Source organism: Maridesulfovibrio sp. (assembly GCF_965230075.1).
Lineage (GTDB): Bacteria > Desulfobacterota > Desulfovibrionia > Desulfovibrionales > Desulfovibrionaceae > Maridesulfovibrio.
This window is the reverse complement of the sequence record NZ_OZ245945.1, coordinates 1,226,422-1,239,063: the sequence shown is the minus strand read 5'-3', so window position 1 is coordinate 1,239,063 and position 12,642 is coordinate 1,226,422. Positions and strand designations below refer to the sequence as shown.

Here is a 12,642-nt window from a genome sequence, read left to right as displayed (position 1 = left end):
TCACTTGATTAGTTCTCAAATCAACGTAAAGTACTCACCCTAATAGGGTGGAGTAAAGTAGAGGGGTATTATGATATGAAAAATTTAAGCTGTTCAAGATCGATCTATTCTGAACTCGCGGAACTCAGGGATAAGAATAAAGTCCTGAGAAATTCCCTGCTTTCCAAGTGTCCGGATTGCGGACAATTCCGGTTCCGTGACCTTTTTTCCAATGCCGCCTCTGCCATGGTGATTCTGGACAAAGACGGTGAAATCATCTTTGCCAACTCTGCTTTCACCACAATAACCTCCTATGACCAGGAAGAGGTTATCGGTAAGCTATTGAATGAATTACTCGTATCCGAAGAAGATGCCGAGGGCAGAAAATATCTGCACAGTCTTTTTTGTGGTCCTGCGGGCAAAGCCAACCTGAGCTTGGCAATTAACGATAAAAATGATGAACCTCATTTTATCGATATGTCAGTTGCTAATATTGCAGCTACTTGTGACACCCCTGAAAATTGTATCTGCATCATGCAGGATGTCACCACTGAAAAAGAAGCCGAACACCGCCGCGAAGAGCTGATTGAAGAGCTGATGGAAGTAAAAGAACTCCAAGAGGATAATGCAGCGCAATTAGCCACCCTGCTCCATGAACTTGATGAAAAAAATTACGCATTGGAACTGGAAATAGCTGAAAGAAAAAAAGCGGAACAAAAACTTAAAGAAAGCGAAGAACGATTCAAGAACCTGAGCATAACCGACCAGCTGACCGGACTTTTCAACCGCCGCCATATGCTCGATGTTGCAGAAAAAGAAATTTTCAAAAGCCGGAACACCGGACGCCCACTAAGCATAATGCTCATGGATGTCGACGATTTTAAGATGTTTAACGACACCTACGGTCATGCTGCCGGAGACGACATTCTTGAAGCCATCGGCAAAATCATCAAAGACAATATCCGAGGCAAGGACAAGGCTTTTCGTTACGGCGGCGAAGAATTCATGGTCATCCTGCCCGAGACAAACGGTCTGGAAGCCATCAAGGTTGCCGAAAACATACGTATTGCACTGGCGGCATATGAATACCAACCGAAAGAAGGCTCACCCATTCACAAAACAATAAGCATCGGTGTCGCTGAATTCTCGCATGACGAGTCACTGGAAAAAGTGATCAAGCGTGCTGACGACAACATGTACCGCTGCAAGATAAAGGGTAAAAACAGAGTTTATTTTTCCTGTGAATAACCCGCTGCGCTGTCAAAATGGTTTGCACGAACTGTTTCAGCCAAGTCTTTTTCCAGCTCAACAAAAATTTCAGTAAGCCCCTTGTTCATGGCTTTCACCAGAGCAGCAGGACCGGTTGCTCCTATTACTATGTCACGGCTGAAATCACGTGAATAAACTATGGGTAGATCAGGATTGCTGTTGTTAAGCAGGATAAACTGCATCCTGATAACCGCCTTTGGTTCCGGCCCGGAATAATCACCGTAAATAGAATTCACAACACCTTCCAGCAGCAATTCTCCAGTACCAAGACTTTCCGGACCCAATACATTGGCAAAAATACCGGAATTACCCATCCAAACCCGCAATTCCTGAGTTACCAGTGCTGCTGGCGGCACAAAAAAAGAATTGTAGTAGTCGGCCTCAAAAACGTTATCCCCCATCTTATAGACAAGGTCGCGATCCTCGTAGCGAGGAGAAATCTTGACCCGGCGCACAATAAGGTTCTTTACAGCCTTAACCTCATTCTTCTGCTTTTCAGCCCGGACAACATCAAGAGTGTAATATTTACGGTCAAGACTGGGCCTTTCCAGCTTTACGCACCCGGCGACAGCACATACTGCTACAACCACCAACAGAACTGCAAATCTACACAAATAAGACTTATTGGATTTATATTTATTCATTACTCGCTCCCCTGTTTAAGCGGAGTCTTTCTCGGCGGATCACCGAAGAGGACACCTGAAGGATATTGTCTGGCTTCATTACTGAGTTCTCGCAGATTTTCCATCAGCCTGCGTACATTATCCAGAATAGCTTCAATATTACCCTGCTGCCCGGCCACGGTCATATTCACCCTTGAAAGGGTTGATTCAAAGCGTGCGGCCGCGCCCTTAATCTTGTTAGATGCTTCACTGATATTGTTAAGGGTAGTCGAGAGATCAGCCAGAGTCTGCTTGCCTTTAGGTCCGGAAAGATACTCTTCCATGCCTCCGGTCACATTTTTCGCACTTTCGGAAGCCTTACGGATATCCTTCATTGCAGCCACAATATCCCCGGAAGAACTTTCCATGACCGTCCGTAAATTACGGGCCGCAGCAGCCACGTCAGGCATAAGGTTGTCCACTTCCGGATCAGCCAGCAGCTGATTTACCCGGGCAATAAATTTTTCAGCTTCGGTCAGGGTTCCGGTCAACCGCTTGCTGATCTCCCCTGTATCTGAATTTTTGAGGAAGTTGCTCATGCTTTTGGCCACAGAACGAACATCCTCGATTGCTTCGGAAATATTGGCCTTATTAATGTCTTCCAGCGTATCGCTAATGGAAGCAACCGCGCTCTCCACCTTACTCATCATGGACGGAGCTGAAGGGACATAGATATGCTCCGGTTTCCAGCTAATTTCCAGCGGAGGATTTTTGTTCGGATCAACATAATCAATTTCAAGGAAAAGCTGACCGGTCAGTCCGAGGGAAACAGGACGGGCGCGTAAGCCACGATCAACTTCACGTTTCAGAGCATGAACAAGTTCCTGACCTTCCTTGGTTTTAAACATCTTATGGTTAAGATCACCAAGAAGATAAACATAGCGCAAGGCACTTTGCCTTAAGTCCACATAATGATCGGTGACAAAACCGATCTGGCTCACTGTGCCGATTTTAACACCGCGAAATTTAATGGGTGAACCGACCTCAAGGCCATTCACAGATTCATTGAGATAGGTTTCCATTTTTACACTATCTTCAAAAATCTTGCCCGCGCCTAGGATTGCCAGCACCGAGACAAAAAGTATGGTGCCGATAATTATGAAAAGTCCCAGCCTGAAAGGATTGGTTTTCCGACTCATATATTCTCCGTAGCCAAGGTCTGTTCCGTGGCCTTGCCTTCAACTTCACGATGAAAAAATCTACGCACCAGTGGATGCTCCGATTCATCACTGAGCACACGGGGATCACCCTCGGCAATAATGCCGCGAGTACTTTTGTCGAGCATAATCACCCGGTCAGCAATGGAAAAAATTGACTGCAACTCGTGGGTTACAATTACAAATGTCACTCCCAGTGAGCGGGATAAACTACGAATCAACTCATCAAGCTCTGCCGAAGTGATGGGGTCAAGCCCAGCAGAAGGCTCATCCAGAAAAAGTATTTTAGGATCAAGAGCCATGGCCCTTGCGATAGCACCGCGCTTGAGCATCCCGCCTGAAAGCTCGGAAGGCATCTTATCAGCAGAAGTTTCAAGCCCTACCAAGGAAAGCTTCATACGCGCTGTATAATCCATGGCTTCACGCGGCATGGAAGTAAATTCCTCCAGCGGCAAACGTACATTTTCCAGCAGGGTCATGGACCCGAACAAGGCTCCCATCTGGTACATAACCCCGATGCGCTGTAATATTTCCAACCGCTTTTGGCCGTATGCAGAACCGATATCATCTCCATCAATGAAGATTTCACCGGATGCCGGAGGATAAAGACCGATCATATGTTTAAGCACGGTACTCTTACCGCACCCGGAACCGCCGAGGATAACAAAAATTTCTCCCTGCCGGATATCAAAAGAAATATCGTCGATGATGACCGCATCACCGTAGGCGCAGGTAAGGTTCTGCACATTGATTATATTTTCATTTGTGCGAACCAATTTATATCCCCGTAAGAAAAAAGATTACTGCAAAAATTCCGTCAAACACGGCAATGAGGATAATCCCACTGACTACGGCACTGGTGGTGGAATCACCCACCGCACTGGCCCCGGACTTGGTAACCAAACCACGCTGGCAACCGATCCCAGCCACAAGAAAGCTGAAGACCACGGCCTTGATCATACCGCCGGAAAAATCCATCCACTGCACATTTTCAAAAACACGCCCGCAATATGTCGCCAAGGGATAGCCCATGGAAAGCATGACCAATGCCCCGCCCACAAGACTCATGAAGTTAAAGAAGAGGGTCAGCAACGGAGTCATGCAGACTGTCGCCAACACCCGCGGCAGAACCAGAAAGCTGACCGGATTAAGACCCATTGTATTCAATGCATCAAGTTCCTCGTTGACCTTCATGGTCCCGATCTCGGCGGCAAATGCAGATCCCGTCCGTCCGGCCAGCAGAATGGCTGTAACCATGGGACCAAGCTCGCGGAACATGACCAGCCCGAGCATATTGGGTACAAAAATTTCAGCCCCAAAACGCATCAGGGAAACAGCGGACTGAAAAGACATGATCAAGCCCATTAGGAATCCGATCAACAAAATGATGGGCAGCCCGTCAGCACCTACTTTTTCGCAGGTCAGCCAGAAATCAGGCCAGCGCAGTCTGTTTTTTAAAGTAGCGGTGGAAAGGGAAGCAAGGACGCAGTTTCCGGTGAATTCAATCTGCTCGCGCATATCTGCGGCTACGGCCTGACCGGACAGCCCGATAGATGTTATCCAGCCACGTATACCGCCTTTACCTTTATCTTTTTCTTGAGGCGGAGCTGCTTTATCAAGATCAAACAAATCAAGAAAAGAAGCGAATTCTGAACGTAACCCTTTAATTGATAGGACTCTGCCCCGATCACGGCACCCGGCCTTCATCATAATAAAGAGTGAGGCACCACCGCCATCCAGATAATCAACTCCGGAACATTCAACTTCCGAACACCCTGCCGCCACAGCGGAACGAGCCTGTTCCCAGACTTCCCCAGCCCCTTCGGCATCCAGACGACCGGATACGGTCATGGTTGAACCTGATTTTTGAAATTTAACTTTACCTGCTGCCATGTTTCACTCTTTTACATTGATATAGCGTGATAATTAGCAGTTGCGTCCAAGAATGGAAAGCACGAATATGTTTCGAACAAAAGCAGGCCGCAGTATCAGAGAATACTGCGGCCTGAATGTTTTGATTATAGCGGAATACTATGCGACCCAGTCATCATCCTCAGAGATGGGAGCAAAGCCGCGACGCATAGTGTTTTCGCAGACAAGGCGCGGATCCATGAACTGGAGCAGGTAGTCGGGGCCACCGGCCTTGGAGCCGACGCCAGACATCTTAAATCCACCGAATGCGTGACGTTCAACCAGAGCACCTACGCTGGGCTTGTTCAGGTAGAGGTTACCGACTCTAAATTCACGGGAAGCCTTTTCAAGGTGTTTGGGGCTTCTGGAATAAACCGCACCGGTAAGCGCGAATCTGGTAGAGTTGGCGATATCAAGAGCTTCATCAAAATCCTTGGCCCGCATGATGGAAAGAACAGGCCCGAAGACTTCTTCCTGAGCTATGCGGTGTTCCTTGGTGATACCGTCCACTACCAGCAACGGAGCATAGCAGCCTTTGTCGCGGTATTCGGCAGGAGCTTCATGCTTGATGACCACACTACCTTCTTCTTCAGCAATCTTGCAGTACTCAAGCACGTTCTTCTGAGCTGCCTTATCGACAACCGGCCCCATATAATTGGTAGGATCTTCAGCGGGTCCAAGCTTAATGGATGCTGCAGCTTCCTTAAGGCGGTGGATGAAGCGGTCATAGATGGAATCAAGGACAATAGCGCGGGAACAAGCCGAGCATTTCTGGCCCTGAAAACCGAAGGCCGCATAGAGCACGCCGAGTACGGCTTCATCAAGGTCAGCATCATCATCGATAATGATACCGTTCTTACCGCCCATTTCAGCAATAACCTTCTTGCACTGTTCCTGACCGGGATGAACCTTGGCAGCACGTTCCTGAATGCGCAGGCCGACTTCCATTGATCCGGTGAAAGCAATGACTGAAACATCGGGATGGTCAACCAGATGGTCACCCATTACAGAACCACGACCGGGGCAGTAGTTGAATACGCCGTCCGGAAGCCCTGCGGCCTTGAACATTTCCACGATGCCATAACCCACTGCGGAAGAGATTCCGGCGGGTTTGTAAACAACCGGGCAACCTGAAACAATAGCTGCGGAAACCATGCCCACACTGATTGCCAGCGGGAAGTTCCACGGTGCGATAACTGCGGCAACGCCTTTGCCCTGATAAAAATACTGGGAGTATTCACCCGGAGCATTGCCCATACGTCTGGGTGCGCCGAGGCGGATCATTTCGCGGGCATAATATTCGAGGAAGTCAATGGCCTCTGCTACATCAGCCTGAGCCTGATCCCACTGCTTACCCACTTCAAGAACCTGCAATGCGCAAAGGTCATACATGTTGTCTTTGAGATACTGGGAAGCCTTGAGCAGGTACTGGGCACGCTCTTTGGGCTCAACATCACGCCACTCAAGATAAGCTTCCTTAGCGGTGGCAACAGCCTTATCGACCTCTGCCGTTCCGGCCTGACAAACAGAACCGATGATTTCAGAAGTATCCGCCGGGTTGTAAGAATCGAGAGTATCGTCGGTAACAATATCCTGTCCGCCGATATAGAGAGGATAACGCTTGCCGAAATCCTTCCTGATCTTAGCCATGGATGCGGGGAAACCGTCACGCTCATCTTTAATAGTAAAATCAGCTGGCGGATAGTTGTTGAATGGAGGCAGTTCTCCTTCAGGAGTCTTGTTGCCCGGATTGTTTTTGGGCTTGGCTGCAAGTTCACGCTCAAGGGTCAACTCAGGATTCTCAAGCAGGCGGCTTACGTCAGCTTCATCAGCAAAGGTCTGCTTAAGGAAGGATTCGTTGGCGGTGTTTTCCAGCAGACGGCGTACCAGATAAGCCATACCGGGAATAAGGTCACCATAGGGGCAGTAAAGGCGAACGCGCTTTGCAACATTGCGCAAGCCCTTACGTACAGGCTCAGCCATTCCGTAGAGAACCTGAAATTCGTATTTTTCTTCGGGAACATTCAGATCGTTGGCAACTTCCATTACTGAAGAGATGGACCGGATGTTGTGAGATGCGCAGGCATAGTGGCAGATGTCATGATTTTCCAGAATCATCTTGGAAACACGTTCAAAAGCCATGTCGGATTCCGGCTTATGAGTCCAGACGGGAACGGGCCAATCATTCTGCTTGGCGAGTACGGTTTCGTAATCCCAGTAAGCACCCTTTACCAGACGGATGGAGATAGGCAGGTTCTCGCCCCGTGCCCACTCGATCATATCGGAAACATCATCGTCTACACTGCGCAGGTAGGCCTGAAAAACGATTCCGAGATGCGGATAATCAGGATATTTTTTCCTGAACCGCTTGTACATTTCAACAGTGGGCTCTTTGTACTTAAGAGCTTCCATGTCGATACACATGAAGCCGCCCATATCCATGATCTTCTTGTAAACAGGCTCGATGGCATCCATCATACCCTGCACAGTACCTTCAAGATCTACAGGCTTGGACTGGGAATAAAAAGCGGAAGGCTTAACAGCTACGTTAATCTTGGGAGCATGACCCCAATCAAGGTCGCCGGATGCATCAAGGGCATCCCATTTCTTGTATTCTTTATCAATGGCGTCGAGGACTTCCAGATAACCATCACGATAGGCTGCAGCTTCCTCATGGGAAACGGTAGCTTCGCCAAGCAGGTCAAGAACGAATGCGAATCCGTCCTTACGCAGCTTGCGAATACCCTTCACTGCTTCCTTGGATTTCTGGCCGATAATGAACTGGCGGGCCATGCCTTCAATGTTGGAACGGATGGTCTTGTTGAGCACCTTTGCCACAAGGCCCCCGCCGAATCCGGTCTTGGTGGCACCCCATTTGAGAACATCGGGAATATTGCTGTCTTCCCCGGCAAAGTACTCTTCAATATGCCTTGAAAGAGACTCGGAGGTGTTCAGGTATGGCAGGACGTCAACAAAGCGGAACATCTGGACCTTGAAATCTTCATTTTTCATGGACCAGTCCATAACCTTACCTGTCCACCAGCCCTTGTTAAAGACTGAAGGCGCTTCACCGGATATGGAATCAAAAAACTGTTTCCCGCGTTCGATTACTTTGTTGTCCAGAGTGGAGACTTCTGCGTTCATACCTGACTCTCCTTGAGATTTTTAATGGTTCTTCAAAATCATAAATTTTGCAGACCGATCAAAAATCACTCCGACCCTGAATCAACAGGAAATTACAGGCCCACACTGCCGAGCCTGTTTACGGGATATTTTACAGTCTGCTATGATTCGTAATCTTCCTCTTCCAGAGGGATTGCCCGAGACTCCTTGATGGTGTTTAATACGATTGTTGAGTTGGTGTCCCTGACGGTTTCGATCCTTCCAATCTGCCCCAGCATAATGGCTAATCCATCAGTATCTTCACAACGGACTTTAATGAGATAGCTGTCGCGTCCAGCACAGTAATGCACTTCCAGAACCCCGGGGACACGGGAGAGCTCTTCACCGGTTGAGGTGGCACCCACGCCTTCATTTACATTCACAAAAATAAAGGCGGTGAGGGAACGCCCGACGGCCTTGGGGTTAACGATAGCTTCATATCCGGTTAGCACGCCCTTGCGTTCCAGTTTACGGACACGCTCAAGCACTGCTGAAGGAGCCATGCCGACCTTTCTTGCGATGTCAGCATTGGAGACTCGGCCACTATTCTGAAGTATTGTCAGAATTCTACGATCAGTTTCGTCAATCTTTCTCTTATTCATTTGTCTTTTAGAATAAAATTCAATTTTTAAGGTTTTGTCAAGAAGAAATCACCTAACGACACGCATCTAAACATCAAAAGTTAAGCAAAACAACAATGTAACCGAATCATTTTCTACTTACAGGCCCTTATACCTGAATTTTCGACTGCTGCACACCAAAACATGCATAACATGCAAGCCGCCAATTGATTAATTGATCAATCAAAAACACAGACATTCATCAAGTAACATACAATTTTGTAGGAAATTGATATAACAATAAACACTGAACAACACACATAAATGCTGCAATACTTAAAAACAATTAATACAAAAGTCTGATTTCGGAAGTACAGAAAGCGACTATACAAGAATCGGAGGTATTTTAGGGCCAAATGGATCTTGACGAATTAAGTTCGTATATTATGTAATAAAGCAGAACAAAGCAAGCTTCCCGAACAATCTTCGGATTTCTGAATATTGATCTTCTTTTTCACTGCATAAAACAATCATATCATTATTTACCAATACAATCCGCAATAACAGCAGGGTATTACTTTACTAAAATCAGCATAGAACATTTAAACTGGAGAAAAATCGTGAATGGGGAAAAAGCATGCCACTACTTCACCAACGGATATCTGTGTGCTGAAAGTGTACTGCTGGCTATAGCCGAAGCCACAGATATGGAGAATCCATGCATACCGGCAGTTGCAACGGCCTTTTGTTCAGGCACCTCAAGAACAAAAGGAGTATGCGGTGCATTGCAAGGAGCCATTCTTGCGATAAGCCTTACCCATGGTCGAAATTCACCGGAACAGAATATTGCCGATTGCTACAGCTTAGTTCAAAAATTGACGGATCACTTCAATGAACGTAATGAATCCATCAATTGCTTCGACATAACCACCTGCGACTTATCCACCACTCAAGGTCAGAAATATTTTCAGGAAAATAGAGTTAAACAGAACAAATGTTTACCCATCGTTGAAGAAATAACAGACTTCACAATTAACCTACTTCACAACAAAGCATAACATGTCATCACCCGCACTGCTCTACTTTAAACTTATCGGCTCTGTAATATTCTGGGGCGGCACCTGGATTGCAGGAAGAATCCTTGCCGGGGACATGACCCCGTACTCTGCAGCTTTCCTACGCTTTTTCTTCGCGACCATTTTCATGTTTTTCCTGACCTGCCGGGCTACAGGGAAAAAGCCAAGCTGCACCAAAGCAGATATTTTGCCGCTGGCATTCCTCGGACTCACCGGGGTTTTCCTGTATAACATTCTTTTTTTCAGCGGACTGCAGACGGTCACAGCAGGCAGAGCCGCACTGATAATTGCCGCCACCCCGACTTTCATTGCGCTCGGATCAGCTCTTATTTTCAAGGAAAAATTCACGCTCTGGAAAATCGCCGGATTCATTCTGGCTCTGACCGGGGTCAGCACCATCATCGGACACGGCAACCCCATCTCCATAATAACTGAAGGAACCAGTTACGGAGATTTATGTATCATCGGCTGTGTGATAAGCTGGGCGGCATACTCATTGGCAGGAAAGCCGGTCATGAAAAAAATTCACCCCATCGAGATGGTCTACTGGTGCTGCCTGTTCGGAACAGGGATGCTTTTAGGACCGGCCTTGTACCATGGTCTGGCCTCTGAAATTGTAAACGCTTCCCTCGTGGACTACAGTTGTATCCTCTATCTGGCCCTGCTTGGCACAGGACTTGGATTCAGCTGGTATTTCGAAGCAATGCAGGTAATCGGACCTTCAAAAACCGGTATTTTTATCAACCTTGTCCCGGTTGTTGCAGTCATCCTCGGAGCAATCATGCTTGGCGAACCCGTGGACCTCTTTCTCGTAACCGGAGGGGCACTGACCATCTTCGGAGTCTGGCTGACCAACCGCAACTAGACTTGTTTTTAAAAACATGGAAGATTGCCCATCCATCCATAAACGATTTTAGCCTCCGGAGGCATCAATATATGTACGACGCAGATGATTTATATAATGAGGAAGAGGAATATTCCGGTCCGAGTAGATCGCAGAAAAAGCGTGAGATGATCGCCTTGCAGAAGCTGGCCGAAAAGCTGATGACCCTTGGCCCGGAACTGGTCAAAAAGTGCGGACTCCCGGATTACTTCATTGAAGAAGTGCTGGACGCCATGGCTATCAAATCCCACGAAGCCAAGCGCCGCAAAGTCCAGTACATCGGCAAGCTCATCCGCGATGTTGATACCCAGCCGCTTATTGATTTCCTTGAAGACATCGAAACCGGCAATAAGGCCGACAATATGAAATTCCACGCTCTTGAAGTATGGCGTAGCAGATTGATTGACGGCGATTTCTCCGTATTTGATGAAATCATGGAACTTCATCCGCAGGCAGACCGCCAGCGCCTTTCCCAACTGGCACGCAATGCCAAGAAGGAAAAGGACAAAAAGAAGCCCCCCAAGGCATCACGCGCCCTTTTCAAAGCCCTGCGCGAATTATCTGAATAAGCGGGCTTGACTCGGTAAAATATAATCTTACTTTACTTATGTTGTGAATTAATTCACACTCCCGTTTCCAAGAAAACAATCAAGGAGAGATACCGTGACTTATACTTTTAGTGGTGTTGAACTGGAAGAAAGAACCTGCCCCCATTGCGGACAAGAGCTTAGCCCTTGGATTGCACCGCCGGAATCCGGCTGGGGAGTAATCGTTGTCTGCAACAATAATGAATGCCCGCACTATGTTGGTTCCGACTGCGATATCGTTAACAAACGAGACGACTCCAACCTCGGTTGCCGCTACGCGGAAAACCCTGACAACAAATACACCCCGTTCAACCTCCTTGCGTGGACACGATAGCTGACAGCTGTAACCACAATAATTAAAATCCCCGCAAGCTCCGGCCTGCGGGGATTTTTTAGTGTTGTATTGACAAAGCAAATCACAACTTCTATTTCAGGGTTCCCCTAATCTCAAATATCTTTCCCGTGAGGGTCACAATGTCCTTTCTTCAATCCCAATATGTTGCGGTTGTTGCCCTGCTCACAGCGGTGCTGCTCTGGTCCAGTTCCTTTATTGCGCTCAAGATTGCCATGGCGGTTTATGACCCCACTTTCGTAATTTTCGGCCGGATGATGCTGGCCTCTCTCTGCTTTCTCTTCTTCATTCCCAATTTCAAGAAACAGCCTATACGTAAAGGTGATTTCAAATGGCTTGTCTTCATGGCCTTCTGCGAACCGTGCATGTATTTCGTATTCGAGAGTCAGGCCCTGACCATGACATCCGCTTCACAGGCCGGAATGATCTGTGCCACGCTGCCCTTGCTCATGGCTGTTGCTGCACGCTTTATACTTAATGAAGAACTCAGCCGCAGAACTTTGGTCGGATTTACGCTAGCCGTCTGCGGAGGGATCTGGCTTTCCCTTTCTTCCGAGTCTACTGAAAACGCGCCTAACCCTGCACTCGGTAACTTCTTAGAATTTCTGGCCATGTGTTGCGCTGTCGGCTACATGACCGTACTCAAAAAGATGACCGCCCACTACTCCACCCTCTTCCTGACCGCATTTCAGGCCTTCATGGGTGCCATATTCTACCTGCCGCTCTTGGCTCTGCCATCTACCGATATCCCTACGGTATTTGATCCGCTGGCAGCAGGAAGTATCGTTTATCTCGGCATCTGCATCACCATCGGTGCCTACGGACTTTATAACTTCGGTATGTCCAAACTCCCGGCCAACCAGACCACAGCTTACGTTAACCTGATTCCGGTATTCACCCTCTTCCTAGGCTGGCTGATTCTCGATGAAACATTCACCAGCATGCAATTCGTAGCCGCCGCCCTGGTTATGGGCGGGGTTATTTTGAGTCAGGATAAAAAGAGCGGTTAAGAATGTCTCCGACGGCCCTACCGGGAGCCTTAAA

Annotated in this window: 12 protein-coding genes; 6 read left to right on the top strand and 6 right to left on the bottom strand. The window is 47.8% G+C overall.

The window, feature by feature from the left end; genetic code table 11:
• Positions 1-75: 75 nt before the first annotated feature.
• A complete protein-coding gene (locus tag ACO05Z_RS05650; RefSeq protein WP_421901176.1) occupies positions 76-1,227 on the top strand; it encodes a diguanylate cyclase in 1,152 nt (383 codons plus the stop codon).
• Here the strand turns inward: ACO05Z_RS05650 and ACO05Z_RS05645 are convergent.
• The 6 genes from ACO05Z_RS05645 to ACO05Z_RS05620 all read right to left on the bottom strand — a co-directional run bounded on the left by ACO05Z_RS05645 (position 1,209) and on the right by ACO05Z_RS05620 (position 8,742).
• Positions 1,209-1,892 carry an ABC-type transport auxiliary lipoprotein family protein gene (locus ACO05Z_RS05645; RefSeq protein WP_421901175.1) on the bottom strand — a complete coding sequence of 228 codons (684 nt, stop codon included), beginning with the start codon at positions 1,890-1,892 and terminating at the stop codon, positions 1,209-1,211. The two genes, ACO05Z_RS05650 and ACO05Z_RS05645, sit on opposite strands and share 19 nt — an antisense overlap.
• Positions 1,892-3,049 (bottom strand): MlaD family protein, encoded by a 1,158-nt coding sequence (locus ACO05Z_RS05640; RefSeq protein ID WP_421901174.1) that lies wholly within the window; start codon positions 3,047-3,049, stop codon positions 1,892-1,894. The genes ACO05Z_RS05645 and ACO05Z_RS05640 overlap by 1 nt, the downstream gene beginning before the upstream one ends.
• Positions 3,046-3,843: an ABC transporter ATP-binding protein gene (locus ACO05Z_RS05635; protein WP_421901173.1), complete on the bottom strand. Its 798-nt coding sequence runs from the start codon at positions 3,841-3,843 to the stop codon at positions 3,046-3,048. The genes ACO05Z_RS05640 and ACO05Z_RS05635 overlap by 4 nt, the downstream gene beginning before the upstream one ends.
• A gap of 1 nt (position 3,844) precedes the next feature.
• Entirely contained in the window at positions 3,845-4,960 is a 1,116-nt protein-coding gene (locus tag ACO05Z_RS05630) for an ABC transporter permease (RefSeq protein WP_421901171.1), read from the bottom strand.
• 138 nt (positions 4,961-5,098) lie between these two features.
• On the bottom strand, positions 5,099-8,122 hold the full coding sequence (locus tag ACO05Z_RS05625; protein WP_421901170.1) for a proline dehydrogenase family protein: 3,024 nt from the start codon (positions 8,120-8,122) through the stop codon (positions 5,099-5,101).
• A gap of 140 nt (positions 8,123-8,262) precedes the next feature.
• Positions 8,263-8,742: an Lrp/AsnC family transcriptional regulator gene (locus ACO05Z_RS05620; protein WP_421901169.1), complete on the bottom strand. Its 480-nt coding sequence runs from the start codon at positions 8,740-8,742 to the stop codon at positions 8,263-8,265.
• Between the two features lie 578 nt (positions 8,743-9,320).
• On the opposite strand from ACO05Z_RS05620, the gene ACO05Z_RS05615 reads away from it, so the two are divergent.
• The 5 genes from ACO05Z_RS05615 (at position 9,321) to ACO05Z_RS05595 (ending at position 12,608) form a co-directional block, all read left to right on the top strand.
• On the top strand, positions 9,321-9,758 hold the full coding sequence (locus ACO05Z_RS05615; protein WP_421901168.1) for a C-GCAxxG-C-C family protein: 438 nt from the start codon (positions 9,321-9,323) through the stop codon (positions 9,756-9,758).
• Between the two features lies 1 nt (position 9,759).
• Positions 9,760-10,641 (top strand): DMT family transporter, encoded by an 882-nt coding sequence (locus ACO05Z_RS05610; protein ID WP_421901167.1) that lies wholly within the window; start codon positions 9,760-9,762, stop codon positions 10,639-10,641.
• Between the two features lie 71 nt (positions 10,642-10,712).
• Positions 10,713-11,228 carry a ribosome biogenesis factor YjgA gene (gene yjgA / locus ACO05Z_RS05605; protein ID WP_421901166.1) on the top strand — a complete coding sequence of 172 codons (516 nt, stop codon included), beginning with the start codon at positions 10,713-10,715 and terminating at the stop codon, positions 11,226-11,228.
• 94 nt (positions 11,229-11,322) lie between these two features.
• On the top strand, positions 11,323-11,580 hold the full coding sequence (locus ACO05Z_RS05600) for a hypothetical protein (RefSeq protein ID WP_421901165.1): 258 nt from the start codon (positions 11,323-11,325) through the stop codon (positions 11,578-11,580).
• Between the two features lie 140 nt (positions 11,581-11,720).
• Positions 11,721-12,608, top strand: a complete 888-nt coding sequence (locus ACO05Z_RS05595) for a DMT family transporter (RefSeq protein ID WP_421901164.1) — start codon at positions 11,721-11,723, stop codon at positions 12,606-12,608.
• The last annotated feature ends 34 nt before the right edge of the window (positions 12,609-12,642 follow it).

What these genes read in the sequence shown, in the direction of transcription:
- ACO05Z_RS05640 (WP_421901174.1), bottom strand. Translation starts at nt 3,049, where the DNA reads ATGAGTCGGAAAACCAATCCTTTCAGGCTGGGACTTTTCATAATTATC.
- ACO05Z_RS05595 (WP_421901164.1), top strand. Translation starts at nt 11,721, where the DNA reads ATGTCCTTTCTTCAATCCCAATATGTTGCGGTTGTTGCCCTGCTCACA.
- ACO05Z_RS05610 (WP_421901167.1), top strand. Translation starts at nt 9,760, where the DNA reads ATGTCATCACCCGCACTGCTCTACTTTAAACTTATCGGCTCTGTAATA.
- yjgA (WP_421901166.1), top strand. Translation starts at nt 10,713, where the DNA reads ATGTACGACGCAGATGATTTATATAATGAGGAAGAGGAATATTCCGGT.
- ACO05Z_RS05620 (WP_421901169.1), bottom strand. Translation starts at nt 8,742, where the DNA reads ATGAATAAGAGAAAGATTGACGAAACTGATCGTAGAATTCTGACAATA.
- ACO05Z_RS05650 (WP_421901176.1), top strand. Translation starts at nt 76, where the DNA reads ATGAAAAATTTAAGCTGTTCAAGATCGATCTATTCTGAACTCGCGGAA.
- ACO05Z_RS05645 (WP_421901175.1), bottom strand. Translation starts at nt 1,892, where the DNA reads ATGAATAAATATAAATCCAATAAGTCTTATTTGTGTAGATTTGCAGTT.
- ACO05Z_RS05630 (WP_421901171.1), bottom strand. Translation starts at nt 4,960, where the DNA reads ATGGCAGCAGGTAAAGTTAAATTTCAAAAATCAGGTTCAACCATGACC.
- ACO05Z_RS05625 (WP_421901170.1), bottom strand. Translation starts at nt 8,122, where the DNA reads ATGAACGCAGAAGTCTCCACTCTGGACAACAAAGTAATCGAACGCGGG.